Origin of the sequence: Limosilactobacillus caviae (assembly GCF_014635905.1) — a bacterium.
Lineage (GTDB): Bacteria > Bacillota > Bacilli > Lactobacillales > Lactobacillaceae > Limosilactobacillus > Limosilactobacillus caviae.
This window is the reverse complement of sequence record NZ_BMDS01000007.1, coordinates 1-25,026: the sequence shown is the minus strand read 5'-3', so window position 1 is coordinate 25,026 and position 25,026 is coordinate 1. Positions and strand designations below refer to the sequence as shown.

21 protein-coding genes and 6 tRNA genes are annotated in these 25,026 nt (G+C 39.7%); 2 read left to right on the top strand and 25 right to left on the bottom strand.

All coding sequences use genetic code 11. The features are described 5' to 3' along the window. Positions 1–131: 131 nt before the first annotated feature. On the top strand, positions 132–1,901 hold the full coding sequence (locus IEU90_RS09320) for a putative glycosyltransferase family protein (RefSeq protein ID WP_153710779.1): 1,770 nt from the start codon (positions 132–134) through the stop codon (positions 1,899–1,901). 51 nt (positions 1,902–1,952) lie between these two features. Here IEU90_RS09320 and IEU90_RS09315 read toward each other — a convergent pair whose 3' ends face one another. The 22 genes from IEU90_RS09315 to IEU90_RS09210 form a co-directional block, all read right to left on the bottom strand. Next, positions 1,953–2,912, bottom strand: a complete 960-nt coding sequence (locus tag IEU90_RS09315) for a beta-galactosidase small subunit (protein WP_188358050.1) — start codon at positions 2,910–2,912, stop codon at positions 1,953–1,955. After that, the gene (locus tag IEU90_RS09310) at positions 2,896–4,782 is read right to left on the bottom strand and encodes a glycoside hydrolase family 2 TIM barrel-domain containing protein (RefSeq protein WP_153710757.1); all 1,887 of its coding nucleotides are present in this window, start codon (positions 4,780–4,782) and stop codon (positions 2,896–2,898) included. The genes IEU90_RS09315 and IEU90_RS09310 overlap by 17 nt, the downstream gene beginning before the upstream one ends. Before the next feature lie 155 nt (positions 4,783–4,937). Then, positions 4,938–5,023: transfer RNA gene (locus tag IEU90_RS09305), tRNA-Leu, on the bottom strand. 57 nt (positions 5,024–5,080) lie between these two features. After that, complete coding sequence (locus IEU90_RS09300) at positions 5,081–5,533, bottom strand: SprT family protein (protein ID WP_153710758.1); 453 nt, start codon at positions 5,531–5,533, stop codon at positions 5,081–5,083. Beyond that, a complete protein-coding gene (locus IEU90_RS09295) occupies positions 5,526–7,703 on the bottom strand; it encodes a Tex family protein (RefSeq protein ID WP_153710759.1) in 2,178 nt (725 codons plus the stop codon). Before IEU90_RS09295 ends, IEU90_RS09300 begins: the two co-directional genes overlap by 8 nt. A gap of 65 nt (positions 7,704–7,768) precedes the next feature. Next, complete coding sequence (gene nadE / locus IEU90_RS09290) at positions 7,769–8,596, bottom strand: NAD(+) synthase (protein ID WP_182602276.1); 828 nt, start codon at positions 8,594–8,596, stop codon at positions 7,769–7,771. Between the two features lie 12 nt (positions 8,597–8,608). Then, positions 8,609–10,075 (bottom strand): nicotinate phosphoribosyltransferase, encoded by a 1,467-nt coding sequence (locus tag IEU90_RS09285; protein WP_188358049.1) that lies wholly within the window; start codon positions 10,073–10,075, stop codon positions 8,609–8,611. Between the two features lie 71 nt (positions 10,076–10,146). Then, positions 10,147–10,848 carry a GntR family transcriptional regulator gene (locus tag IEU90_RS09280; protein WP_188358048.1) on the bottom strand — a complete coding sequence of 234 codons (702 nt, stop codon included), beginning with the start codon at positions 10,846–10,848 and terminating at the stop codon, positions 10,147–10,149. A gap of 173 nt (positions 10,849–11,021) precedes the next feature. Beyond that, positions 11,022–11,732 carry an aspartate/glutamate racemase family protein gene (locus IEU90_RS09275; protein ID WP_153710762.1) on the bottom strand — a complete coding sequence of 237 codons (711 nt, stop codon included), beginning with the start codon at positions 11,730–11,732 and terminating at the stop codon, positions 11,022–11,024. Positions 11,733–11,762: 30 nt separating this feature from the next. Next, positions 11,763–13,412 carry an aspartate-alanine antiporter-like transporter gene (locus IEU90_RS09270; RefSeq protein WP_188358047.1) on the bottom strand — a complete coding sequence of 550 codons (1,650 nt, stop codon included), beginning with the start codon at positions 13,410–13,412 and terminating at the stop codon, positions 11,763–11,765. Between the two features lie 89 nt (positions 13,413–13,501). Further along, positions 13,502–14,902: an MFS transporter gene (locus tag IEU90_RS09265; RefSeq protein WP_153710764.1), complete on the bottom strand. Its 1,401-nt coding sequence runs from the start codon at positions 14,900–14,902 to the stop codon at positions 13,502–13,504. A 119-nt stretch (positions 14,903–15,021) separates the two neighbouring features. Beyond that, positions 15,022–15,666 (bottom strand): ribonuclease H2 subunit B, encoded by a 645-nt coding sequence (locus tag IEU90_RS09260; protein ID WP_153710765.1) that lies wholly within the window; start codon positions 15,664–15,666, stop codon positions 15,022–15,024. Between the two features lie 94 nt (positions 15,667–15,760). Continuing rightward, positions 15,761–15,832, bottom strand: a tRNA-Gln gene (locus IEU90_RS09255). Positions 15,833–15,842: 10 nt separating this feature from the next. Further along, positions 15,843–15,925, bottom strand: a tRNA-Tyr gene (locus IEU90_RS09250). Between the two features lie 91 nt (positions 15,926–16,016). Next, on the bottom strand, positions 16,017–16,856 hold the full coding sequence (locus IEU90_RS09245) for a metallophosphoesterase (protein WP_153710766.1): 840 nt from the start codon (positions 16,854–16,856) through the stop codon (positions 16,017–16,019). Positions 16,857–16,919: 63 nt separating this feature from the next. Then, positions 16,920–18,419: a peptide MFS transporter gene (locus tag IEU90_RS09240; protein WP_153710767.1), complete on the bottom strand. Its 1,500-nt coding sequence runs from the start codon at positions 18,417–18,419 to the stop codon at positions 16,920–16,922. Between the two features lie 212 nt (positions 18,420–18,631). Beyond that, positions 18,632–19,330 (bottom strand): lipocalin/fatty acid-binding family protein, encoded by a 699-nt coding sequence (locus IEU90_RS09235; RefSeq protein WP_153710768.1) that lies wholly within the window; start codon positions 19,328–19,330, stop codon positions 18,632–18,634. 142 nt (positions 19,331–19,472) lie between these two features. Then, positions 19,473–19,545, bottom strand: a tRNA-Asn gene (locus tag IEU90_RS09230). 104 nt (positions 19,546–19,649) lie between these two features. Beyond that, a complete protein-coding gene (locus tag IEU90_RS09225) occupies positions 19,650–20,519 on the bottom strand; it encodes an alpha/beta hydrolase (RefSeq protein WP_188358046.1) in 870 nt (289 codons plus the stop codon). 18 nt (positions 20,520–20,537) lie between these two features. After that, positions 20,538–21,392 (bottom strand): DsbA family protein, encoded by an 855-nt coding sequence (locus IEU90_RS09220; RefSeq protein WP_153710769.1) that lies wholly within the window; start codon positions 21,390–21,392, stop codon positions 20,538–20,540. A 15-nt stretch (positions 21,393–21,407) separates the two neighbouring features. Then, positions 21,408–22,523 carry an NADH-dependent flavin oxidoreductase gene (locus tag IEU90_RS09215; RefSeq protein WP_153710770.1) on the bottom strand — a complete coding sequence of 372 codons (1,116 nt, stop codon included), beginning with the start codon at positions 22,521–22,523 and terminating at the stop codon, positions 21,408–21,410. Positions 22,524–22,609: 86 nt separating this feature from the next. Further along, positions 22,610–22,972, bottom strand: coding sequence for a phenylpyruvate tautomerase MIF-related protein (locus tag IEU90_RS09210; RefSeq protein ID WP_153710771.1), 363 nt, complete (start codon positions 22,970–22,972; stop codon positions 22,610–22,612). Between the two features lie 112 nt (positions 22,973–23,084). Between IEU90_RS09210 and IEU90_RS09205 the strand changes: the two genes are divergently transcribed. Continuing rightward, positions 23,085–23,453 carry a winged helix-turn-helix transcriptional regulator gene (locus tag IEU90_RS09205; protein ID WP_153710772.1) on the top strand — a complete coding sequence of 123 codons (369 nt, stop codon included), beginning with the start codon at positions 23,085–23,087 and terminating at the stop codon, positions 23,451–23,453. Between the two features lie 57 nt (positions 23,454–23,510). Here IEU90_RS09205 and tpx read toward each other — a convergent pair whose 3' ends face one another. From tpx to IEU90_RS09190, 3 genes are all read right to left on the bottom strand, one after another. After that, entirely contained in the window at positions 23,511–24,011 is a 501-nt protein-coding gene (tpx, locus tag IEU90_RS09200) for a thiol peroxidase (RefSeq protein ID WP_153710773.1), read from the bottom strand. Between the two features lie 264 nt (positions 24,012–24,275). Next, a tRNA-Thr gene (locus IEU90_RS09195) sits at positions 24,276–24,348 on the bottom strand. Between the two features lie 532 nt (positions 24,349–24,880). Beyond that, positions 24,881–24,953 (bottom strand) — tRNA-Asn (locus tag IEU90_RS09190). Positions 24,954–25,026 lie beyond the last annotated feature (73 nt).

Genomic DNA, 25,026 nt, shown 5'->3' with positions numbered 1-25,026 from the left:
AAACAGAGCGAAATACTTTCCTCCACAAGACGATTGTTTCCCCTTTCTATTTTCTGCCGTATAATTATTAAAGTAAGTATCAGATGAAAGGAATTATAAAGCTTAGTCGGATAAGCTTTAATACTCAATACATGAAATCTAAAATTGTTAATCTAATCAATTGGGGGCTGCCATATTGTGCTATCGTTGCCATGGCATACTTGATTATGTTTCCTCAGTTTGTATCTCATGGTGTCATTTTAGGAACCGATTCCATTTTTCACTTTAATCGCTTCTATGATGCAGCAAAACAAATTCAGCAATTCAATTTCAGTTATTTTCAAAGTAATTACTGTTTTCAACAAAGCGGGCGGATTATCAATGCTGTTTATGGTCCCCTTTTTGCTTACTTAAACGGAGCTATTCTCGGGATTGTCGGAACCTGGTATCAATATCAAATTGTCACAACCTTCATCGTCTATATTCTTGGCGGAATTGGAATGTACCAACTTGGGATTCGTGTTCGCAGTAATCATACCATTGCCGTTCTATGCGCCTTGATTTATATGAATATCGGCTGGCTGCCACGGTGGGAGCTGGCGCAAAATATGAATGCGTGGGGAGCTGCCCTTGCACCGTATATGGTAATTTGCGGAATACGGATGATTCAAGACCATCAACGACCCGTTAATTGGCTCCAACTAATGACGCTGATGACGGTCATTATTCAAATTCATATGCTCAGTTCGTTATTCTTTATCGTTACCCTAATACCATTTTTTATTATCGGGTTAATCCTAACCATTGATCGGAAAAAGATGTGGTGGGAAACATTAAAAGCCGTTGGGGGAACTATTATATTAACGGCTAACGTTTGGGGCGCGTTACTAATGCTTAACCTGCATAATAACATCGCACATCCGGCCGACTTTAGCTTAGCAGATAACGTCCTACGCCCATCGATGTTCAGCAGTACTCGTGATTACCTAATTTACGCAATGTGGATCTTATTCAGCCTACAACTGATTTACGTTTTAGCCACATTCAAAAAGTCACTTACTAACACTGTCCTGACCATTCTAGGTAGTCTTATTCTTATCTTAAGTTCATCCCTCATCCCTTGGAATACCCTTCAAAATATAGTCCCTGCATTAGGTCACACTTTGCAATTTCCTAATCGCTTGACCATCATTGCATACCCGCTGTTGCTTGCTGGTGTCGGAATCAGCGCAACGACCCTTGGAAAAAGAGCGCGAAAAATTGGCCTTAGCAATCAACTAACTACTGGAATCCTGTTATTAATGGTCTTCCTAGTCTTCACACCGACAACAATCGACGTTTATAAACGCGCAGCCCGTTACGATTCAGAAATTGTTCTGAATAGTTTCAGCGCAATCACCCGGGTAAGTGAAGATAAGGCCGCCCTCCGTCATTCGGTTCACGACCTTTATCCCGGACAACTACTAACGATGGTTGAAAAGCGAAGTCCGGATTATCTCCCCATTCCAAAGAAATATATGAATCAGAAATATGTGCGTTCCTATGCTTACGAGGGACAAATTATTAATGAGGCGCATAAGTACAACCATACAGTTTTACCGCATGGCGGGCTTCAATTAACCTGGAACGCTGACAAGGCTGGTAAGGTTCGTTTGCCAATTATTACCTACAAGGAATCCGTTTTAACGGTTAATGGTCAACGTTTAAAACACTATCAACGCTCATCAGTTGGTGCACCTTATATCCACCAACGTAAAGGGAAAAATACCGCGACCCTCTACTTTAAGCAACCAGGCTGGTTTACTGCTTTGTTGGCAATTTCACTGCTTGGGCTTAGTATCCTTACTATCTATGGCTTCTATTATTTCTGTACACACTTCAAGAAGTATTTTGGCCGGATTATGACAAAAGAGCTTAATTAAAAACAGTGTAGCTGAGAGAAAGAATCTTTCAGCTACACTGTTTTTATATCTTTATTGTGCATTCAATATAAATGAAAATTCAATATCCTGATCTGCTGGAATATGATATTGTTCCTCAACATCAGCACCCCAGCTATCAATTCCCCCAACACCACGAACAGCACCGGCAATAACCAAGACTGTCCGTCGTGCAAGCGGCAGCTCCTCAATATGAGTAGCGCTTTCCAATTCCTCAGCTGTATATGGAAGACAACTGAAAGCAAATGGACGATCAGTTTGCTTAATCTTTAAACTGAACGGTTCATGAGAATGATCCGCGTTATTCTGCGTCGTATTCCGCGTAATTGTTAGACTATTCGTTTCCATATGCATTCCGTTTTCCTGCGGTACCAAATATTTAGTTACTGGTAACCCCTCAACATGGAAGACTCCTTTTTTTGCTCCTGCCATTCGGTCGGGGTAGGTTTCACCAGACAATCCTTGATAATCAAAACCAGTCGCCACCGTTGGCATAACAAAACGCATTCCAACTACGGGCAACCCTGGTAAGTCTTTATGCCCTTGATAATGCATGGTTACTTTGATTTCACCGTTTGCCATCACTTCATAGGTCACACTTGTCGTCGTTGATGGGATAGTCAATGTTTCAAACGTATATTCAATCTTAACGTCCGTAGCAAATACCGCATCACTCAATTCATTAGTTATCGGGGCAATCGGCAATTCATCAAATTTCTGACCATCAACAGTCAGCTTGATCCCAACACACTTATGAAATGCATCAGCAGCAAGCCATTGCGCAGACCGAATATTAAAGCCGTTTCCACGGTCATTATCAGTTGTTGCGCGCCAAAATGTCGGCATTGGTTCACGATATAGCCACTCTTTACCATTTAGCTTAAGCGATTCAAGTCCGCCACGTTCATAACTGAAAATGTAATGAAAATCTTCACCGCTAAGTCCTAATGTGCCATCACCATATATCACGCGTAGTTTATTTGTGTAAGCCATAGTAATATCTTACCTCCTGCATTGCTGGCTTTGGTGTCCGATCAGCAAACATTAAGCCATCCCCTGAGAACTCATAATCTGAGTGACGATCATCAAAATCACCACCATAACGCATTACTTCTTGACCACTTACGGGATCCTTAACAAGGAGTGCCTGATCAATAAAGTCCCAAATAAAGCCGCCAAAGTATTGTGGATATTTGTCAAGCAATGCAATATATGAACCCATTCCGCCATCAGAATTTCCCATGTCATGCATATATTCACATTCCATAAATGGCTTGTCAGGATTATTCTTCAGGTATTCTTCAACTTCTTTAGGCGGCAAGTACATCCAACTTTCGACATCCGAAATCTGCTCACGATATTCAGGAGTGTGACAAACGCCTTCATAGTGAACAAGACGGCTATTGTCATGTTCTTTATAGAATTCGTTCATTTTGACAATGTTATCGCCAGCATATGATTCATTACCCAGCGACCAGAATAAAATCGATGGGTGATTTTTAAATGTTTCATAGTTAGTCCGTGCCCGATCAACTACTACTTCGCGCCATTGCGAAACTGAACCAGGAACATTATATGATGGTTCAATTGCGCCCATCTTTTGCCAAGTAGCATGAGACTCCAGGTTGTTTTCAGCCATCATATAAATTCCATTATCATCACAAAGGTAATACCAAGGAATCTGATCAGGATAGTGACATGTTCGCACAGCATTAATATTATTTTCCTTAAATGTCTTAATATCGCTCGTCATATCATCCATCGTAATCGCCCGACCACGTTTAGCATTCCACTCATGGCGGTTTACACCATTAATAATTAGCCGCTTCCCGTTTAACAGCACGACATGATCCTGATTAATTTCAATCCGTCGAAAACCAAAACGATACGGAACAAGTTCAAGTAGCTTTCCTTCATCATCGCGGATTTCTACCAATAGTTGATAAAGGTACGGATCGTGGTTATCCCACAAGTGGATATTCTCCAAAAACTGGTCCTGAACCTTTACCGTTGGGGCAACAGGATGGGTTTCATTAACGAGGATATTTCCATCACTATCAACTACTCGAATATTAACATTGCCCGTTTTCTCACCTTGGAGCTGGAGGTCAACGTTAAAAATACCATCCTGATAATTATCAGTAACAGTTGGCCGAATATTAAGATCTTCAACATGAACAAGGGGCTGAGCTAATAAGTTCACGCTTCGGAAGATCCCCGAAAAGCGGAACATATCTTGATCCTCAATCCACGAGGCAGTACTATGCTTGAAAACTTCTACTGCTAAAACATTATCTTCATCCTGAATATAAGGGGTCAAATCAAATTCGGACGGGGTAAAGCTATCCTCAGCGTAACCAATAAAGTGCCCATTAAGCCATAAGTACATTGCCCGCTCTACACCATCAAAACGAATCCGGATTTGTTTACCACGCAAGGCAGGGGCAAGATCAAACCGTTTCAAATACTCGCCAACGGTATTATCATCACCATCGCTAAAAGATCCTTCTTGAGAATCATCGGGACTAAGAGCATATGCAGGTCGCCGATAGATTTTCCCTTCCCATGGAATTAAGGTATTAATATAGTTGTTCTGGGCATAGTTATTTAATTCAATTTCACTTGGTACTTCAATCGTATCAAAGCTGCTACTGTCATAATCCTTGGCATAAAATTCACTTACTCGCTCACGAGGATTTTTAGCGAACTTAAATTGCCATTTTCCATCTAAACTTTGCACAAACCTGCTATCATCACGACGCCATTCATCATAATCACCATAGTAATAGTGGTCACTATGTGCTGCTAGTTGATTAACCCGAAACGTTTCCGGATCATCAAGCCATTTGATATTTGCATCCATCGATAAATCCCTCCTCGTTACTAACTACAACATCTAAAGTATAGCGCTTTCATTAACGAGATAGCAAGCTAAGAAGTAAAATTTAAGTAAAGTTTATTAATAAAAATTTAAAAACAAAAAAGCTCCGAGTATGGATACTCAGAGCTTTATTATAGTGCGGCCGAGAGGACTTGAACCTCCACGGTCATAATCGACCATAAGATCCTTAATCTTACGCGTCTGCCAGTTCCGCCACGGCCGCATATCAACCAACGAATATTATTATAGCAAGATACCTATTCGTTGGCAACAACTTTTTTTAATTTTTTAAAATAAAATGGTGTCCACACCGCCGGCAAACATAACGGTGGGTGTTAAAACGCCGTTGTCGCGCTATTTCAACGCCGCAACCCGTACAAATATAATGCCATTTTCTCTTAACATTATATTTTGCTTTACTGGTAGGCGGTGCATATCGTGATCCGCCGACTTGCGCTAACAGCGTCTTAAACGCCCGGCTTCGGTGATGATAATCCATTCCGAGTAAATGTAAATGGTAATGACATAATTCATGAAGGACGACTTGCCGAAGATTATTGAGGTCAAATTCTGTGTACATTAACGGATTAATATCAATGTGATGATCGCTTAAATGATACCGCCCACCTGTTGTTTTCAAACGCTTATTAAAAAATACCTTGTGCACAAAAGCGCGCCCAAAGTATTTTTGCGACCATTGTTCGGTCAAGCATTGTAATTCCGCATTAGTCATTTGCGACCGTCTCCGGTTCAATCATGGTTAATTGAATTCGTTGACGTTTCAAATCTACATCATCAATCCATACGTCCACAATATCACCAACTGCGACAATTGCCCGTGGATCACGAATAAATTGCTTGCTCATTTTTGAAACATGAACTAATCCATCATGTTTAACACCAATATCAACAAAGGCACCGAAATCGACAACATTGCGGACCGTTCCTTGAAGTTTCATTCCTGGTTGAAGATCTTCAATTGTCATTACATCATGACGTAATAATGGTGCCGGCATCGAGTCACGAAGGTCACGCCCTGGTTTTTGCAAAGATGAAATAATATCATTAACTGTCTCTGTCCCTACCTGGTCATCAGTAAATTGATTAATATCAAGTGCTTTTAACTTCTTTTCAGCAGCGGGGGTTCCCAGATCATTAATATCAATCCCTGCCGCCTCCATGATTTTCTGCGCAACTTGGTAACTTTCTGGATGGACATCGGTATTATCTAGTGGGTTTTCACCGTCGATAATCCGTAAGAAGCCAACCGATTGCTGGTAAGCTTTAGGTCCTAAACGAGGAACCTGCTTTAATTGCGTACGGTTAGTATAGCGGCCATTTTCGTCCCGGTAAGTAACGATATTTTTGGCAATTGTCTTATTTAGTCCCGAGATTCGCGTTAATAGTTGGTAACTAGCAGTATTAAGGTTAACCCCGACACGGTTTACAGCTCGTTCAACAATTGTCTCTAATTCGCCGCTTAATTCTTTCTTCGGTAAATCATGTTGATACTGGCCGACCCCTACTGCTTGTGGGTCAATTTTTACTAATTCTGCTAACGGGTCCTGTAGTCGCCGGCCGATGCTAATTGCACTCCGCTGTTCAACATGAAGGTCCGGAAATTCATCCCGTGCTTCCTTACTTGCCGAATAGACAGAGGCACCTGCTTCATTCACAATTACGTAATAAATTGGACGCTCAATCTTTTTTAGCGCTTCAGCTACAAATTGTTCCGACTCACGACTGGCCGTTCCGTTACCAATGGCAATCATTTCAACATGGTACTTTTCTAGTAAGTCAATAAATTCACCCTCAGCAGCTGCACGTTGTTTTTCTGGAGCTGGCTTGTGCGGATAAATAACGGCTTTAGTTAAAAACTTACCATTTTCATCAAGAACGGCTAACTTGCAACCAGTACGGTAGGCAGGGTCAAATCCTAACACAACTTTCCCCTTAATTGGCGCTTGCATCAATAAATGGTAAAGGTTTTCGCCAAAGACCTTTATTGCTTGTTCATCTGCGCCTTCTGTTAATTGCCGCCGTAATTCACGTTCGATTGCTGGGCCTAAGAACCGTTTATAGGCATCCTGGTAGGCTTCTTCAATAAATTCAGTAGCATCATTTTGCTTTTGCGTCCTTATAAGGCGAAAATGAAGGTAATTCATTATCGGTGCCTCATCAACTGTTATTTTTACATTGAGGATTCCCTCTTTTTCGCCACGATTAAAGGCAAGGATCTGGTATGAATTTAACTTTTGCACTGAACTTGAAAATTCATAGTATTGCTTATAGGTTCCTAGCTCATCTTTTTCTTCCCCGTCGCGCTTTACACTGGTTTCTAATTGACCATGCTGGGCTGTATAATTTCGTAACCATCCCCGAACAGTCGCCATTTCGCTAATCGCTTCTGCAAGAATCTCATGTGCGCCCGCTAATGCACTCTCAGCATCTGGTACATCCTCATTGATAAATTCTTGGGCCTTAGTTGTTAAATCATCGTCTGGATACGATAACAACCAATTTGCCAACGGTGCAAGTCCATGTTGTCGTGCTTGCTGAGCCTTCGTTTGCCGCTTTTGCTTATATGGCAAATAAAGGTCCTCTACTTCTTGCAATTCAGTTGCATTATTAATTTGTTTTTCTAGAGCAGGAGTTAGTTTGCCAAGCTCTTTAATTTTATTGATGACCGTTGCTTGACGTTCGCGTAATGTTGTTACACGGTGATATTCATCCCTGATAGCCTGTAGTTGAACTTCATCAAGCGTTCCCGTCATTTCTTTACGGTATCGGGCAATAAAAGGAATAGTATTTCCTTCGTCCATTAATCCGAGGGCTGCTTTAATTTGTTGCGGGCGAATATCAGGTAATTGTTTGCTAACAAGTTGAAGTGTTTCCTCTTCCATTTTCATCCTCCTAAAAATTGAGGAGACTGAGTTGCGTCCCAGCCTCCTCACGTAATTAATTCTTATTATTTCCACCATGTATCATAGGGAGCAATTGGTAAATGACGTTTATGCTGTGTTCGACGATACCAGCTTTCAATCTTTTCTGCTGCTTCTGTTGAAACCGCACGTCCTTCTAAAAAGTCATCAATTTCTTCATAGCGGACACCAAGTGCTTCTTCATCTGGCCGCATTGGCTTATCTTCCTCAAGATCTGCTGTCGGTGTTTTGTCATAAAGCTTTGCTGGTGCATTTAAGGATTTTAAAAGGGCCTTTCCTTGACGCTTATCCAGTCCGGCAAGCGGTGTTATATCCGCACCGCCATCACCAAATTTAGTATAGAAGCCAGTTACCGCTTCTGCTGCATGATCGGTTCCTACAACTGCACCGCCATTTTGACCAGCGATTGCATATTGGACAATCATCCGTTCACGCGCCTTGATATTTCCCTTATTAAAATCACTAATTACCGCGCCAGCCGCAGTTAACGAGTTAACCATTGCATCAGTGGCGGCTTTAATATTAACACGCATCATTTTATCGGGCTTAATAAAATCATTAATTGCGGACATCGCATCTGACTCATCAGCCTGTTCACCGTAAGGAAGACGGACTGCAATAAATTGGTAGTCAGCATTTCCGGTCTCTTTACGTAATTTTTCCACTGCCAATTGAGAAAGGCGTCCAGCTAATGTTGAATCCTGTCCCCCAGAAATTCCCAATACCAACGTCTTCATGTTAGTAGTTTGGAGAAAATCACATAAGAATTGAACCCGCTTGTCAATCTCAGCTTCAGGATCAATTTGCGCATTAACTCCCAATGCGTTAATTATTTCTTCTTGACACTTTCGCACTGTTTCTTACCTCTATTTATTCAATGATTTAACATATTCGTGAACTTGATGGATTAGTTTTAATTTATTGTCATAACATTTCTGCGATAAGTCCACTGGATATACTTCCGGATTTAAGTCCCGCTTGTATTCATCCCACAACGCATTCAAACTCTCAAAGCGGTGTTGGCGGCTTTCTTCTAGTGTTGGTTCATCATAAACAAACTTACCGTCTTGCCAAATAGGCTTCAACATTGGACGCGCGGTAAAGTCTTCAACATCTTTTTGCTGAAGGGGGAAGTTCGGATTAAACATATTAAGTGATTTTTCCTTACGCGGATCTTCATCTACTAAAGTAATATAATCCCCTTCGCTCTTTCGGTCAGCACGATCATTAATCCGCCATACCTGCTTCTTACCAGGAGTTGACATTTTTCCAACATTATTAGAGAGCTTAATAGTGTCAACAAGGTTACCATTTTCATCTTCAATAGCAACCAGCTTATATACTACTCCTAAAGTTGGCTGATCATAAGCAGTGATTAACTTAGTACCAATCCCCCAAGTATCAATCTTAGCTCCTTGCATTTGGAGATTCTGAATTGTCTTTTCGTCTAAACCATTGGATGCAATGATCTTAGCATCGGGGAATCCGGCATCATCAAGCATTTTACGGACCTTCTTGGACAAGTAGGCCATATCGCCACTATCAATGCGGACACCAATAAAGTTAATCTTATCACCAAATTCCTTTGCAACTTTGATGGCATTAGGAACCCCGCTCTTCAAAGTATCAAAAGTATCAACAAGGAATACACAATTATGGTGCGTCTCCGCATATGCTTTAAAGGCATCATAGTCATTCATATATACTTGAACTAGGGCATGAGCATGCGTTCCCGAAATAGGAATGCCAAACAACTTACCCGCACGAACATTGCTAGTTGCATCAAAACCGCCAATGTAGGCTGCCCGCGTCCCCCATAAGGCTGCATCCAACTCCTGTGCTCGACGTGAACCAAACTCCATTACAATTTGGTTGCCAACGATGGACTTAATTCGGGAAGCCTTAGTTGCAACCATAATTTGATAATTAAGGATATTTAAAATAGCAGTTTCAATTAACTGTCCTTCAATGATTGGTGCATCAACTTGAATAATAGGCTCATGATTAAACACAAGGTCCCCTTCTTCAAAGCTATTGATTGAACCAGTAAATTTAAAATCACGTAGATACTCTAAAAAATCATCATCAAATTGATGGGTGGACTTCAAATATTCAATATCGCTATCAGTAAAACGTAACTGCTTTACATAACGAATGATGTGATCTAAGCCGGCAAAAACAGCATACCCATTATTAAATGGCATTTTACGAAAAAAGGCTTCAAAAACAGCACGACGGTTCCCCATCCCCTTTTTCCAGTAAGTCTGCATCATACTTAATTCATATGCATCGGTATGGAGGGTAAGGCTATCGTCCGGATAATCAAATTTCATTAGTATAGTTCCTCTCAAAAGTAGTATTGTTAATCAGTATTGTAACACGGATTATTAATAAACTTTAAAATTTACTTTTCTAAAACAAACTCAAACCGTGAGCCAACATATTGAGTGTGAACATACTCAAATGGTCGTCCATCTTGGAGATATGACAATTGTGTCATCCGCAAAAGGGCATCTCCCCGTTTGATTTGTAGGTAACTAGCAATTTTTTCTGTTGCCTTTGTTGCTGAAATATGCTGAATAGCATGTCCCGGATAAAGGTTTGCTTTTTCTTCTAAAGTCCGATAAAAAGATGTGGTAATTTCTTCTTTGCTAAATTGCTGGACAAGGCTGGCTGGTACGGTCGCAATTTCATAACAAATCGGTACCTCGTTACCATAGCGTACTCGTTCCATACGCAGGACCTGTTCGTCAGACCCTAATTTTAGCTTCTCCACTTCTGTTTGTGATGGAATGGTTAAGTGGTAGGAAATCGTCTTGCTGGCCGCTTTTTTGCCCATGGCATCCATCAATTCAGTAAAACTTGTCACACCCGACATCTTTTCCTGAACTTTCCGGTTAGCGACAAATGTTCCTGATCCAACACGGCGTTCAAGAATCCCCTCGTCAACTAATGCCTGAATTGCTTGCCGCAAGGTCATCCGACTAACGCTAAAGTCATTAGCAAGCTCACGTTCAGCCGGAATTTTCTCACCAACTTTCCACTTGCCATCTTCAATATTTTTTCTTAATTGATTATGAATTTGAATATAGACAGGTGAACTCATTTCTCTTTCCTCCTTACGCCATTGTTTGTTAAACATTGCGTATGCTATATATTTTACATCATTCTAACAGCCTAGACCAATTTACTGAAATACTTTCATTGGATTAACAAAAATTAGGAACCATTGAGAAGTCATTTTCTCTGGTTCCTAATTTTTATCGTTAATATTTAATGTTACTTTTGTCGTAATTTTAATGCCCGTTCAAGTGAGCGATCGACAATGATTGATTGTGAATCAGCAACTGGATACTCGGTTTCTGGATCCATCTCTTCTGCAAAGGACAATTCGGTACAACCCAGAATTACCACATCCGCTCCTTGTTCTTCAATCATTTTACGGACCAATTCATGATATTTTTTACCGTCAGAATGACCTGCTTCTTTAATATCATGGTAAATTAAGTCTTCCGTCATCTCTGCAATTTCAGGTGTCGGTTTAATCTCTTCATAACCAGCAGCTTCAATATATGGGTCATATAAATTAGCGGCTAATGTCCCTTCCGTTGCTAAGAGACCAACCTTTTTTGCATCTGGTTTAATCTTTTTTATTTCGTCAACAGTTGCTTGCAGCATATTTAAGATTGGAATCTCCGTTGCTGCCTGTAACTTATCAAAGGAGTAGTGAGCCGTATTACAAATTAACACAAAGAATGCAGGATTCAAAAGGCTCTGCTGTTTGATGTCTTCAATCAGGGCCTCATTAGGATCCGGCTGACTATGGTCGAGAATCCAAGTGGTTCGATCGGGAACCGTTGCATGGTTAACAACTAAATAATTCAAATAATCCTGATCACGGTGAATCGGCGTTCTCTTATCTAACAGACGTACATAACTCTCCGTTGCTAACGTACCCATTCCACCTAAAATTGTAAAAAATTGTTGCATTTAATCTGCACGCCCTTTCTTAGCGATAGCCTATGATAATAGCGCCACAAAGATCGGCCCTAATAACGTAATTCCAATATTACCAACTACAAAAGCCGGAGTAAAGGCCGCAGCATAATATGCCCCTCCTTCCGGTCCCGCTTTTTGCGAAATTTCATTCATCGCCGCTGCAATCGTCCCTGAGCCCGTCAATGCGCCAATCAAGGCCAACGGTTCCATCTTTAACACGTATCGGCCAAAAAATAGCGTTAAGAGATGCGGCATAATTGATATGATGGCACCAATAACCAGCACCCCAACGCCCAGCGACTTAATTGCACTTGTAAAGGCTTGTGCTGATTGCAGGCCAACATTTCCAACAAAAAGAGTTAACCCAAAACTTTGTAAAAAACTCGTTACTGTTTCTGGAATAGATTTGCGGTCGCGATGGCGTTCGATCCATGAGCTCAGAATTAAGCCCATGATTAAAGCGGCCGTCCCATTGCCTAGTTGTAAAGGAATACTGTTTAATTTTATCCCGATAATCCCTAAAAGGGAAGCACAACCAATTCCTAAAGAAAATAAGGAATAATTCATTGTTGTATCAGCTGCCTTCCACCGACCCATCATTTTCAAAATTGACTTGGTACGAGAAGTATTACCAGTTAAGGAGATAACATCCCCCGGACGGAGCTGGTTAATTAATTGCTGATTCCCGCTAATCGGATCTTGAATATTGATAAAGACCCCATGCTGCCGTAAAATAGCCAACTCACTGGGCTTAAATGATTTTCCCAATACAAATTCACGTTCACGAGGCGCATTGGTCGGCGTTAATACTTCTGTTAATCCTGGCACCCGCATGAGACGGTCAAAGTGAACTGCATAGCCAATAACCGTTAATAAGTCTCCTGCCTGAAGCCTGTATTCCAAATGGTCAGTCATTTTACCATTATGGAAGGCCGCCAATCCAATAATCCGGTAGTTTGAACGCTTATTAAATTCTTCCAGTCTCTTACCGACAAGTGGTGATTCAGCAGCGATTTGATAGGTCCGCCGCCATGTAGGGTTAGGATTCTTGGCATGAAAGTGATAGCGTTCAGCCATTCTCGGCCCTTGCTCGGCAATTGAAATCCCTAAAATCTTAGGAGCTAGATCCCTTAAGAAAATAATTACCCCTAAGGTACCAAAAACATACGTTAGGGCATACGCAACAGGTAACTGCGCTTCATAGGTTGCCTTAACGCTTTGGCTTACCGGCAGTGATCCAATTGTCTGTAATGAACTTGCAACTGTAGCTGATTGCGTCAGTGAACCCGAAATAATCCCCGCTGCAATTCCGGGACCAATCTTAAAGGCAGTAAATAAACTCCAGCCAGCAAAAAAGACTACTAACATCCAAAAGATACTAGCAATTAAAATTCGGACCCCAAATAACTTCAAACTTACCAACAATTGTGGTCCAATCCGATAGCCCACTGAAAACATAAAAGCCCCGAAGAAAATTGTTCCAAGCATTTCATTACGCGGAAATGCACCAATCTGCCCCACAATCAAAGTAACGATTAGTGTTCCAACTGTTGCCCCAATATTAAATTTCCCCGCAATTTTGTAGTTACCAATTAAAAAACCAATGGCTAAACAAATAAATAACGTGAAAACTTGGTTGCTCACCATAAAGTGAACGATAGAATGTATCATTTTATCTTATAGTCGCTTTCTTTAAAAACTTATCCAACTAGCATTAATCATGCCACATTATTGCATTGTTACTAGGTTAATTCAACCACCTATTTAGAAACACTTTGCTTATTTTGTTGCAAGCGATAATTAGCAATCACTGTTAGTAAGGTAATAATTGCCAAAACGCCTAATAGGATGAAATCAAACCGTCCTCCTGCATAAGTACGTCCCAGTAATGACCCGTCATTACCCTTTTGGAACAAGGCAATTGTTGAAGCCAAAAGACTAGTACCGAGTGATCCTGCAAATTGCTGAACCATGTTGAAAATCGAATTTACGTCTGGTGCATTTTGTGGCTGAACAAGCATTGATGCATTTGAAATCGTATTAGAAAACGCAAAATTAAAACCTATTCGTAAAATAACAAAGAAAAGCGTTATTAGTAATGGTGTTAAGTGGCGCTGAAAAATACTAAAGCACCCTGTCCCGATAACTAGCAAGACCCCACCGATGGTTACTGGTGTTGCAAAGCCAAGGCGATCAGCTAAACTTCCCGCGAGTGGTGAAATAAAAGCGCCAATTAATGAACCAGGAAGCAAGATAAGTCCCGCAACAATCGCAGATGAGTGTAAAACATATTGAACATAAATAGGAATAACTAACGAAATCCCAATATTAATAAATTGCAAATTAAAATACGTGATAGTCGATAGCCTTAACGGAACAACTTTGAAGACTTTTAAGTCAAATAACTCCGATTTACCATGATTATTAATATAAATAAAAGCACCAAAGAAAAGGATCGCTACCAGTAATAAGAGCCAAAACTGATATCCAAACCCTTGCTTTCCAATTGACGACACTGCACTAATTATGCCAATAAGAGCAATTGCCAAGGTGATTAAACTCCCATAACTAAACGTTTTATCATTACCAAGAGGCTTATTGCGGATAAACAGCTGACCGCATACAAGACTAATCAAGACAACTGGGAGCAAAATCCAAAAGATCATCCGCCACGATAACATCTCTGAAACGACACCACCATATGTTGGACCAAGAGCCGGGGCAAATGAAATCACCATCGCAGCCATCCCGGTCATCATTCCAATCCGTTCTCGCGGAATTTCCGTAAAGATTAAGTGAAACATGATTGGGGTTGCCAAGCCGGTCGCAATTGCTTGGATTAATCTTCCCACTAATAAAATAGGAAAATTGCCAGTTAAAGCACACATCAAATCACCGATGATAAAAAAAGAAACCGCAAATAAGTGCAACCAGCGTGCTTGGTACTGACGCAATAGGTAGGCCGTTGTCCCCATTGTAATTGTAACCATTAGTAAATAACCAGTCGTAATCCACTGAATAACGTCAAGCGATACGCCAAACTGTGACGATAATTCTGGATAAGTAACATTCATCGACGTTTCATTCAAAATTCCGATAAACGTCAGCAATGCAAGCGACCCAATTGCTAGGTAGATACGCGAATAATTCTTTTGTGCCATTGCTTTACTCGTCCTCCTTCAAATTAAAATAAAAAAAGAGCTATGGTGATAAACGCTCCACCGCAGCTCCGCAATAACGATTTAATTCTACCAAGGAATTAGAAAAAAAGTCAACGTTCTTATTTTGTTTTCAGTGTCTGCAGCCATTTCTTCGTCTCTTCATCTAGTTCAGGTGCGATTTTAAAATCAAAAGGTGCCAACAAAAGGCGGACTTTGACCCATTCGATCGTTTGGTCATGATAGATCGTTGTTAGCATCATCGCCATTACCTGGTCCTTTTTATTTTGGGCTATTTCAGACTGATTAATGAATGTAATTGCCGTAATCTTTTTTGCTAACAATTCTGCAATTAAATCTTTTAATTTCTGAGTTGAGATTTCCTGCTTAATTCGTAACCGTTTTTTTAGCGGAACAGCAGGTAATTCCTTTTTTAGGAATCCTTGAAGCAAATCCCATTCTTCTAAAATCACTGGATAAAATTGCCATGGAACCCGTGCATTAAGACTTATTAATAGGTTAGGAATAATTTTGTTAAGGTCACCATCACCAGCTTGCAAAGTATCGCAAATTTCAATCAAAAACCGTTGAATTGTTTCGCGTGATGAAGGCTGAACTCGTTTCTTAGCAGTTAAAGCAAAACGAACAACAAGGAAATCAGTTAATTGCCCATCATCAATAGTTCCGCCAGTCGCCCCACGTTTTACCTTAAAATCATTTAGTTGTTTGGTTCGCGTACTTTTTGCAAAGTGACCTTGTTTAGGCATTGACTATCATTCCTTTTCCCATATATTCTTAATAAAACTTTGAACTAGAAAAGGCTAAGAAAAACAAACGTTTTTCTTAGCCTTTCAATAACAGTTGGGCTAGCTGGATTCGAACCAGCGCATGACGGTACCAAAAACCGTTGCCTTACCGCTTGGCTATAGCCCAATAATAAAGATGGAGGAGGGTGGATTCGAACCGCCGAACCCGAAGGAACGGTTTTACAGACCGTCGCGTTTAACCAGACTTCGCTACTCCTCCAAGAAGTTGCTTGATTAAATAATTCGTATCAATCAACGTTTATTATAATAACTAATTTCCAATCCTTTTGCAAGCATTTTTTATGATTTTTTCAAAAAAGTTCTAAGTCTTTAATATATAAGCGCTCCATCCATTGATTTAACAGGCTTTTTTGTCTCCATTGACCATTACTTTTTCGCCAAACGCCTACTGCATGGTTGCGATAATTAACGTTTCCCACCGTAATCAGGGGTTGAGCATAATGAAGATGGCCATAAAAAACTTCCTTTACCTCTGGAAACCCGGCTATCAAGTCGCCAAGATGTTTACTCCCCATCATCGCCATTGTCATTTCCCACATACGCTGGCGATGCGGGGATTCAATAATCGGCTGCGGTAAGGCCAACTTAATTGGTACAAAATGGGTCATAAGGATAACACGTTTTTGCGCTATCCGTGCCTCCGTCAATGCCCCTTTGACTTCCTGTAAAACAACTTCCATTCGGCGCTGGTCACTCATTGGTTGTGTAATTGTTCGATCAACCCAATACGCGTGTTTCCAGCGGGCTACTTCATCCGCTCGGCCCTCATATGTTGAAAATGAATAATCATACCAACCGTTATTACCGATAATCCGCCAATTTGTTCTCGGAATATCTACACAATGATTATGGAAATACAAATCATCTTGGAAATTTTCTAACTGCTCATATGAAATATTTTTTAACATATCATGGTTACCAGCAAGATAGTAGCTCTTAGTATATGGCAATCGTGACTGTAACTCCGTAAAATATGCCTTCGTTTGGTTAAAATCATTAAATGCGTCCCCAGCAAAAAAGTAATAATCAATTTTCTGTTCAGTTAAATATCTTACTTGTTGGGTAATAAACCGGTCAACATTCGTGTGATTTAAGTCTAGATGAAGGTCACTACTCACTGCAATTTTCATAATCTACCCCATTTACTAAAAAAAGAGATTAAGATACGCTCTCAATCTCTTAATATATAAAATTTATTCTACTCCGTCCATTAAAGAATGGATCTTCTTAACAAACAAGCAAAGAATCAATCCGAAGACGATACTTACTGCCCCGATGATTAAGAAGTATGGAACTTCGGTAGCAGATGAGTAGTACTTAACAATCTGTGCGTTGACTGCTTGTCCAGCAGCGTCAGCCAAGAACCACATACTCATCATTTGCGACTTAAATGCGTTTGGTGCAAGCTTAGTGGTTACGGAAAGGCCAATTGGGGAAATCAGCATTTCGGCAATTTCAACGATGAACCATGAACCAACTAACCAGAATGGGCTAACCCGACCAGCAGTTGTCCCGTGAATCATTGCCGGAAGAGCCATCCAAACATAAGAAAGCCCCGCAATGACTAACCCGGCAGCAAACTTACCAGGAGCACTTGGTTGTTTCTTCCAGTGATCCCAAAGCGCAACGAAGAATGGCGTTAAGATCATGATGAATAATGGGTTTAAAGTCTGGAAGTTAGCAGCAGCAAAGTGCCAGCCGCCAATGTGTAAGACCGTTCGTTGTTCAGCGAAGAGGGCTAAAACAACAGACCCAGATTCTTCAATTGCCCAGAAGATTGCAGCAGCGATGAAAAGCGGAATGTATGCAACAACCCGTGATCTTTCTTCTTTTGTAACCTTCTTAGAATTCAGCATCATTACAAAGTAGTAGATTGGCAATGCAATAGCGATAATCGTAATCAATGTAATAATGTTATTGATGTTTAATTGTCCCATTGCAGCAAGCAATCCAAGAATAATTACTAAAGCAACTACTCCCACTGCTGACCAGATAATTACTGGTCGTAAGCTTTCTTTATCAATTGGGTCCTCGGCATATAAACTATCTTTTGAAAGATACTTACGACCGTCGACAACGTATTGAACTAAACCAAAGAACATACCGATAGCAGCTAGTGAGAAACCAGCATGGAAGTTCATTTCACCATGGAAGAGGTTTAAGCCAAAACCGTTAGCAGCCCACGGCACTGCCCACGGAGCAACCGCAGCCCCTAAATTAATACCGAAAACAAACATACTAAAACCGGAGTCACGTCGACGATCTTCAGGACTGTATAAGCCTCCAACCATTTCTGAAACGTTTGGTTTTAATAACCCAGTACCAATAACAATCAAAGCGATTGATACATAAAGTGCTGATACGCCAAACGGCAATGACAAGGCAATGTGTCCAAACATAATAAGAACACCACCGATGAAAACCGTTCGCCGCGATCCCCATACTCGATCGGATAGCCATCCCCCAACAACACTGGCTAGGTAAACTAATGAACCATAAATTGACATAATTGATGCTGCGGTAGCTTGGTCCATTCCCAAACCACCTTTAGTAACAGCATAGTACATATAGAATAAAAGGATAGCCCGCATTCCGTAGTAACTAAACCGTTCCCACATTTCAGTGAAGAACAATGTTGACAATCCACGTGGTTGTCCGAAGAAGGAGGTATCCAAATCCCTTTGTTTACTCATAAAATTCCTCCAAATAATTACACTTTTCAACTAGCAAAACGTTAATTGAATACATATTCTAAAAATTAAAAAACTTTAACAATAAAATTCAGAATAGTATTATTATAAACGTGTTTCAAAAACTCGTCAATTAAATAATAAGTTTTTGATGAGAAGGAAAGCGGATATATGAGGATTTATCCTTTATTTATTTAAGTTTAAAATTAAGAAAATTAATTTGACGAAGTGTCATTATCGATTACAGGGCGCGGATAAACTTTACCATTTCGAACAATTGCATATTCAGTTCCATTATCATCAACAAATGCCCAGCCCTCATCCGGCTCAGATAAGTCTGTAGTTGCCTTTAAGCTATCGATTTTGCTTGTGTCTTTATGATGGTCACTGGCCCACTTTTTCAAGACTGCCCGGGCATGGGTTGAGGATTCTTTAGGCTGGGCGCTTTTAGTTGTTATTGAACCACTATTTTTAGCGTGCTGATCTTTTAAGAAATTATCAATGTCAAAGTCACCATGAACTCGCTTAAACGACTGGTTAGGCCATTCATTATTGCCCACTAGGCTTAAGTTATCTTCATTTAGTTGTGCATCAATTGGCGTATCATAATCACTATCATTTAAGTTAATGATGTAATTGTTTTTTTCTTTTTTCCAGGTTAATTGGTCATGAATATCTGCCTTGGTAGGATTTGCCATCACGTATGTTCCCGTACCATCCGAGTTAAGCGTAATTGCTGCGCCATCTGCATCGTCACGATAGGAGCCAACAATCTGTGCTTCTTGTTTCTTTACTGACGAAATTTGGGAACTGCTACTCTTGCTGTTTGCATTAGACTCATTACCACAACCACTAACACAAATGCCAAGCGTAAATATGCTTGTCGCTAATAATATTGCCTTTTTGAATTGCATTATTAACCCTCCGTTCTCCAAAATATATACCAGTCTAACTATAATTCAGTATATTATTATTACATATTTTATACAATTTTTTTGATAATAAGAGGGTGATAAAAGAAAAAAGATGCTAGCCAACAGCTAACATCTTTATAAACTCCGGCAGTCAGACTCGAACTGACGACAACCTGATTAACAGTCAGGTGCTCTACCAACTGAGCTATGCCGGAATAACTCATCAACATAAAATATTATATCATGTCGACAAGTCATTGCAAACAATTATTTTAAATTTTATTTACTAAAATTATTAATTACTTAAGACCGAAAATTACTAGTATCCCCATGTTTTTAACAATTTAAGCAGTTCATCAGCTAGCTGTTGCTCTTTTTGCTGATAAGTATGCCCGGTTTCAGGGATAACAACTAATTTATTTTGCTTTGCAGTCTGCATATGATCGTTGATATTTTCAAGAAACTTTTGCGGATCGCCATATGTAAAGCGGTCATATCCGCCAATCATTAATGCCCCACTATGGGTGATTGCTTTTATTTGTGAAAAGTCTTTTTCTGGTTCGACATGAACATTATCCAGGATATTATCAAAAACCCACTGATAGTCAGTGTTAGCAGTTCCCGGAATCCAGCCAAGCAAATTAAAAGGCATTCGCTGGTCACCTTCACCGCGTTTTCGTTGCATTAAAATCTCATTCTTTTCTTCTTCAGTTACGACACTGGTCAAATACGCCAAGTTAGCTGGACTCAGGAAAATAAAGTGTTTAATCCGCGAGTCATGGTGGCGTGATAGGTAGTAAATAACTTTATTAGCGCCGAGAGAATGCCCGGCTAAAATAATATTCTGGTATCCCTGCTGGCTTGCATAATCCAAATAGGCTTCAATATCTTCATCAGTATTATTAAAATCTTCATTCCACGAGCCAATTAATTCCTGCTCACCAGTTTTGACATTCAAAGTTGGAAATTCACCAAAAGCATCAGCCGTTTGCGCGTAGATAAAATCTATTCCTGCCGCTGATAATGTTTTTCCAATGTTTACGTAAAAAGGATTGGAATAAAAGTTCCCATGGATTCCAGTGATGGCAATCACCACGGTCGAGGGGGTGGGAATAACATGCGCGGGAGCATCAAATAGCACTCCCGTTAAAACACTCCCCCGTTTAGTTGGAAGTGATAATCGTTTCATCCTCTTATCCTCCTTTCGTTATGCTTTACGGTAGAAAATAGTTGATTTAACTTTCTTCTTTTCTAATGAAGTTTCCTTTAATAATTCGACAATGTCTTTTTCTTCCACATCAAATGCTTCTTTTAATTCAAGGCTTGAAATGTGGGGATGCCGGTCAATAAAAGCATTAATAGTATTGATATTAGCTTCTACCCCGTGTTCACTTACCTCGCCATCCGTAACCTGCTTAATCAACTTTTGCCAATCTCCATATTTAGGAAGGCCCTTTAAGATAAACGACTTCCCGTTATAGGTAAGGATATAAGCTGGTAAACGGTCAATATTCATTTGCTGCATAATTTGCTGTGATCGCGCCAACTGGTCCCTAATGCCAGTCGAATTATACCGTTGTTCAAATTCCGCTTGCCCTATTCCAAACTTTTTAGTAAGAGCTGCTAAGTATTTACCATCATTTGTTTGTCGGTCATCAACAACAGTGTCATATTGCATTTCATAGATAACTTGATTTTCTTTTTTCAAATCATTGCCAGCAATGGTCAGAAAACCAAGGTTAAGCGGAATTGATGAAAGGTGTTCTTCGTCAAAGAGGCGTTCGTTTCCACCCATATAAATTGGCATTCCAGCAATTCGTTCTTCTTGTAAATATATCTGCATTAGCCGTGTCCAGTATTGGTTAAGGGCAACTTTTTTACCATACATCCGCACCACATTAGGATCAACAAGGTCATACACGTTTTTTACCAATTGTCCCATCATGAATTTAAAGTCAATTTGGTCACCATAATGTGTTTCGATCTTTCTCATTGTCGGCCATGTCTCCCACAGCATCCCCATCATCGGGTCAGTAACTGTCGTAATTGTTAACTTTGCCATTATCTTCAACCCTTTCTATCGCTGCTTAACCTTTGGAAACATTGCATTACCAGCTAAGGTTCCATAAAGCATTGCTGGTGTAAAGCGGTAAGGGTCCATCTTATTCCAGTCAAATTCACTTTGAACCTTATCTTCCTTGCCATCTTTAATCATTTGAACAAGGTGGGGATTTAATTCAACTGCGCCACCAACAGCTAAAAAGTCGGCCCAACCAGTATTAAAGGCCTTCAACCCATTTTCTTCTGCAAAGAGGTCACCGACACCAATAAATGGTACCCGACCATTGATTCGGTTGTGAACTGCTTCCATCCGAGTAATATTCTGATCACCACCGCGACGTACTTTCTTGTAGAAGTTCCACAAAGAGATATGAATATATTGTAGTGGCTTTTCAACTAATCGATCGACAAGTGCAAGGGTCTCCTTCATTGTTAAACCATCCGCCCCGGGTTCTTCTGGCGAGAAGCGGTAACCAACAATAAAATCAGGACGATTATACTTTTGCCGTACTTTATCAACCGCATCAATTATTGCCAGTGGGAAGTTGAAACGTTTTTCCATTGTTCCTCCCCAATGATCTGTCCGATGATTATAGGTTGCCGAAACAAATTGTTGAATCAACCAGCCATTTGCTCCGTGAATTTCGACACCATCAAGTCCGGCACGAATTGCTAGTTCAGTCGCATAAGCAAATGAATGAACTATTTCATGAACTTCCGCATCAGTCATCTCACGAGCACCAAAATATGGTAGCTCACTTGGCCCCCACACACCGTTGCCGCGAGTCATTGACTTATCAGCGTGAACACCTGCATGGGCTAATTGAATAACCGCCTTTGCTCCTTGTTCATGTGAGATTCGTGCATATTCTTTTAAGTTCTCAAGGTGGTCTTCACTAAAGGCATTTGGTGATTCAAAACCAATTCCACTCGGGTGAACATTTGTAAATGGAATTATCCACATTCCAAAGCCATTAAAGCGGTCATGCCAAAACTTCCTTGAAGCAGGAGTTAATTCTCCATCAGGCCCTGCATCATACACAGTCAATGGAGCAACAACTAAACGGTTCTTAATCTCTACACCGTTATTTAATGTATATGGTTGAAATAATGGTTCATACTTTTTGTTCATAATTTGAAACTCCTTTATTTTATAGATTTCTTTTTTACTGTATATACATTTTTCTTCCTTAATGACGAAAAAAATTTAGTATCTTACTAGAGATAATCTCGCCGATCAATATATTCTCCCTGAACACCCCAACTGCTAATGTCATCATATTTAATGTATAGGTGATCAGGCTGAATACCTAAAATATCATAAAATGCTTTAGTAATGTCAGCATTTAGTCCTTCGTAACCGATATGACTTTCAGTACCAAAAATACTTACTTCAATATAAGCTAAAGGTTCATTGCCATTTCCTCTTAAATAAAGTGGATAATTGTCTTGAAAACCGACCATTAAAACCTCTTCACTCTTTCCGGGAACATTAGCAATCGCTAACCCTAGTCTTTTCTTTAGCATTAGTTCCTTATTCTTGGCAATCTTAATATTTACCCGTGACATGATAAATGGCATTTTATTCACTCCTTTACCTCTTGACTAAGTTCAAAAGTAATTGTATCTTGATGAGAAGAGAAGAACAAGTACGCACATTTTTCTTCCTTTAAATTTATTTGGAGTGATTAATATGAATCAAAACGAATTTGATAAAAAAATAAAATATTTTCACGAAAACATGCCCAAACAATGCCCTATTCTTTACTCAATGAAAATCATTGGCTCAAAGTGGAAAATTCCAGTAATGTGGTACCTGATGCTCAATGATGGTCAGCATTATAACGAACTAAAGCGTAGCATCGGTTCAATTACAAACACCATGTTAACAAAAAGTCTCCGTGAACTAGAAGAGGACGGCTTACTCAAACGTATATCAAAAGGAACGGTTCCGCCATCAGTCACTTATCACTTAACCGATACAGGGAAAGACCTAATTTACACAATGGGCGACCTCTTTGAATGGGGAAAGAATCTTATGGAAAAAACACAACGGAATTAACATAAAGCGAGACTCCACTACACTTTTAATGTAATGAAGCCTCGCTTTTTTAGTCTTTTACTTTTTTAATAGCTCTTTTAATGCTGCAATTGCCTGGTCATATTTCGGTTCATTAACTAATTCATCAACAATCTCTCGATAAACAACTTTACCCTCTTTATCAAGAATCCAAACAGACCGCGCTAAAATTCCTTCATCTGGAATCAATAACTTTGATTCATAACCAAACGATTCCTCTTTATCAGAAACTAATTGCATTTTCTTAACACCTTCAGCAGCACACCATTTCTGTTGATCAGCAATGGTATTAGTTGAAATAGTTAAAAAGTTAACCTCGTCAAACTCGTCCATTGTTGAATTAAAATGCTTAGTCTGGATGCTGCATACTGGTGTATTAATATCAGGAACTACGCTTAATAAGGTAACTTTACCAAGTAGCTCCTTCATTTTGATCTTATTGTTATCCTTATCAAAAACCTTAAAGTGAGGAAATTCGTCGCCTATCGTTGGCGGATTACCAACTAATTGATGCTTTTCACCGTTGATTGTGATTTCCATTTAGCTACACTCCTTTTCGAAATCAAGTTATGTTTAGTATAACTAAAATATAACTAAAAATCATTATTAATAGTTTTCTTTCCTCACACTTAAAAATTGTAATTAGTGGTGGCGGCAAGCATCTTAACCACTAACTTAATTTTTATTTACTCAATCTAATCCCGTTTCGGTCATTAATTGCATAATAAACAAAAATAACCTTTGATATTCATGGACAAAATGCCATTATATCAAAGGTTATCAATCTCTAGTAAAGTTTAATTATGCCGACAAGAGGAGTCGAACCTCCGACCTTCTCTTTACGAGGGAGATGCTCTACCAGCTGAGCTATGTCGGCAAATCAATCAACGTGTACTATTATATCATGCTAATTAGTTAGTGAAAACACCTAATTTAAATTAAACTATATTCTTCTAATTAAATTGGAACCAAAGAATTATAGCATCAACAATGATTCCTAACATAATATACAAAATACCGAATCGTTTATGATTTTTCGAAATATAATTATCCTTATTCTTTTTCCCAAGTACTTGCCCGTACAAAAGCTGATAATATTTAGTATTTCCTTTATATATTTGCCACCCTAAACATACCAGTAATAAGCCAATTCCCATTCCAAAAAGAAACGCCACTATCATTATATTAGCCCTTCCTTTCATCACTACTCATTAATAATCTTCCAAGCACGAACTGTCCCTATTCACCAAGATAATATTATAACTATTTTTAATATATAAAAATTAATACAACCATGTCTAGGCTCTTGTCACTGTTCGCAAGATTAACTTCGGTCTGATAATTATATTCAAAGAATATTGCATAAAAAAAGAAGCACCAGTTACGAACTGATACTTCTTAACTAATAACTCCGGCAGTCAGACTCGAACTGACGACAACCTGATTAACAGTCAGGTGCTCTACCAACTGAGCTATGCCGGAATAATGCGTGGCAACGTCCTATCCTCGCAGGGAGCGATCCCCCAACTACTTTCGGCGTGTTGAAGCTTAACTT

Bases quoted from the DNA above. Each gene is read 5' to 3' on its own strand.
- IEU90_RS09320 (WP_153710779.1), top strand. From the start codon at position 132: ATGAAATCTAAAATTGTTAATCTAATCAATTGGGGGCTGCCATATTGT.
- IEU90_RS09315 (WP_188358050.1), bottom strand. From the start codon at position 2,912: ATGGCTTACACAAATAAACTACGCGTGATATATGGTGATGGCACATTA.
- IEU90_RS09310 (WP_153710757.1), bottom strand. From the start codon at position 4,782: ATGGATGCAAATATCAAATGGCTTGATGATCCGGAAACGTTTCGGGTT.
- IEU90_RS09300 (WP_153710758.1), bottom strand. From the start codon at position 5,533: ATGACTAATGCGGAATTACAATGCTTGACCGAACAATGGTCGCAAAAA.
- IEU90_RS09295 (WP_153710759.1), bottom strand. From the start codon at position 7,703: ATGGAAGAGGAAACACTTCAACTTGTTAGCAAACAATTACCTGATATT.
- IEU90_RS09285 (WP_188358049.1), bottom strand. From the start codon at position 10,075: ATGAAATTTGATTATCCGGACGATAGCCTTACCCTCCATACCGATGCA.
- IEU90_RS09280 (WP_188358048.1), bottom strand. From the start codon at position 10,848: ATGAGTTCACCTGTCTATATTCAAATTCATAATCAATTAAGAAAAAAT.
- IEU90_RS09275 (WP_153710762.1), bottom strand. From the start codon at position 11,732: ATGCAACAATTTTTTACAATTTTAGGTGGAATGGGTACGTTAGCAACG.
- IEU90_RS09270 (WP_188358047.1), bottom strand. From the start codon at position 13,412: ATGATACATTCTATCGTTCACTTTATGGTGAGCAACCAAGTTTTCACG.
- IEU90_RS09265 (WP_153710764.1), bottom strand. From the start codon at position 14,902: ATGGCACAAAAGAATTATTCGCGTATCTACCTAGCAATTGGGTCGCTT.
- IEU90_RS09260 (WP_153710765.1), bottom strand. From the start codon at position 15,666: ATGCCTAAACAAGGTCACTTTGCAAAAAGTACGCGAACCAAACAACTA.
- IEU90_RS09245 (WP_153710766.1), bottom strand. From the start codon at position 16,856: ATGAAAATTGCAGTGAGTAGTGACCTTCATCTAGACTTAAATCACACG.
- IEU90_RS09240 (WP_153710767.1), bottom strand. From the start codon at position 18,419: ATGAGTAAACAAAGGGATTTGGATACCTCCTTCTTCGGACAACCACGT.
- IEU90_RS09235 (WP_153710768.1), bottom strand. From the start codon at position 19,330: ATGCAATTCAAAAAGGCAATATTATTAGCGACAAGCATATTTACGCTT.
- IEU90_RS09225 (WP_188358046.1), bottom strand. From the start codon at position 20,519: ATGAAACGATTATCACTTCCAACTAAACGGGGGAGTGTTTTAACGGGA.
- IEU90_RS09220 (WP_153710769.1), bottom strand. From the start codon at position 21,392: ATGGCAAAGTTAACAATTACGACAGTTACTGACCCGATGATGGGGATG.
- IEU90_RS09215 (WP_153710770.1), bottom strand. From the start codon at position 22,523: ATGAACAAAAAGTATGAACCATTATTTCAACCATATACATTAAATAAC.
- IEU90_RS09210 (WP_153710771.1), bottom strand. From the start codon at position 22,972: ATGCCATTTATCATGTCACGGGTAAATATTAAGATTGCCAAGAATAAG.
- IEU90_RS09205 (WP_153710772.1), top strand. From the start codon at position 23,085: ATGAATCAAAACGAATTTGATAAAAAAATAAAATATTTTCACGAAAAC.
- tpx (WP_153710773.1), bottom strand. From the start codon at position 24,011: ATGGAAATCACAATCAACGGTGAAAAGCATCAATTAGTTGGTAATCCG.